Source organism: Psychroflexus sp. MES1-P1E, assembly GCF_002836055.1.
GTDB lineage: Bacteria > Bacteroidota > Bacteroidia > Flavobacteriales > Flavobacteriaceae > Psychroflexus.
This window is the reverse complement of the sequence record NZ_PJBS01000277.1, coordinates 1-1,547: the sequence shown is the minus strand read 5'-3', so window position 1 is coordinate 1,547 and position 1,547 is coordinate 1. Positions and strand designations below refer to the sequence as shown.

Here is a 1,547-nt window from a genome sequence, read left to right as displayed (position 1 = left end):
GTCAGATGTGTAATAAGAGACAGAAGTTATATACTGAGATTGTATTATCTGTAGAAAAATTCTGGATTCCAGCTCCTTTAAATGCCAAAGTTGAGTTTCCTGGGTTATAGGTGCCATTATTCTGAAAATCGCCATAAACATCAATTTGAGATTCATTGGTTTGTGAGACACTAGCACCGGTAGCGATCGATAAATTTTTCATTTCTATATTCTCTGAAAAAAGGGGATCATTTGGTGTAATATTGATCACAACATCAATATCTTTATTAGGGGGGCCATTAATCCAATTATCTATATTTCCAGCATCAGTCGAAACTACACCAATCCAAATGGTTGGCCGTGGTATACATATTTCCAAACCAACGGTTCCGTTAAGCACCCAATTGAAAGGAATTTTCCAAAAACTAGGAATTGTAATTGCGCTTTCATCATTGGCAGTAATTCTACCTCCCCATCCACTGACTGTCCCATTTAGGATAATTTTATTACAACCTGAGCTTGATTCGATAAGACCTTGATAACTTGTCAATTCATTAAAAATAATTTCACCTCCGAATTGAATTGTACCATTAGAATTGATTGTAGTTTTTCCAATAATTTCAAAACCAGCATTAGCTATAATTTTACCACTCCATAAATTTAATTCACCATGGACAATAAAACTGTTTTCGACAATAAGTTCAGCATTGTTAGAATTGATTTTAGTATTACCAAAAATTTCAAAACCAGCATTAGCTATAATTTTACCACTCCATAAATTTAATTCACCATGGACAATAAAACTGTTTTCAACAATAAGTTCAGCATTGTTAGAATTGCTTTCTAGATCTCCTGAAATTATTAAATCACCAGAAATATTAGCATATGAATCATTTCTGAATTTTTTAAAATTTATCGTTCCAGAAGAATTGATGGAACCATTACTGTTGGCAAGAGTGCCTTGAAAAGTAGTAGAACCTTCATTATTTAAAATAAATCCACGGCCCATTCCTTCTTCTGAACCGGAATTAACATCAAGGGTACTACCAGAATAAACATTAATAAGACCACTGACAAATTCGGTACCGCCACCAACTAAATTTGTTGTTGCCCCATCATAGGAATTTAAAGTACCATTCTCTATTTTTGCTACGGTAGTAAGTGTACCGTAGTTATTTATTACAGAATTATTTTTAATAATAATAGTTATTTGATCTCCATGATTAAAATTTCCGTAATTATTAAGCGTTAAATTATTTCCGGCATTTGGCCAGTGAAGACCTTGAGAGTTAAATGTTACGCCTTCACCAATACATAATGTTCCATTTTTTCCAATATTTTTCGAACTAGTATTGTATGTAAAGTTTCCACTTAGGCATATGGTTTTATTATTCAAATTACCAGAAGGCCACATATCATCAGAACTATCAATGACATAATCACACTCGCAATCCACATCTATATTCTGAGAATAAGTATTTATTGAAAATAAATTTGAGAATAAAATTACAGTAGTAAAAATTAAAATTTTCATGATTAAAATTTATATAAATTTACAGATAAGATGA

At 31.7% G+C, this 1,547-nt stretch carries 1 protein-coding gene; it reads right to left on the bottom strand.

Features of this window, described 5'->3' with window-relative positions; genetic code table 11:
* Position 1: 1 nt before the first annotated feature.
* Positions 2-1,513 carry a hypothetical protein gene (locus CXF67_RS18785; protein ID WP_257984649.1) on the bottom strand — a complete coding sequence of 504 codons (1,512 nt, stop codon included), beginning with the start codon at positions 1,511-1,513 and terminating at the stop codon, positions 2-4.
* Positions 1,514-1,547: the final 34 nt, after the last annotated feature.

Bases quoted from the DNA above. Each gene is read 5' to 3' on its own strand.
- CXF67_RS18785 (WP_257984649.1), bottom strand. From the start codon at position 1,513: ATGAAAATTTTAATTTTTACTACTGTAATTTTATTCTCAAATTTATTT.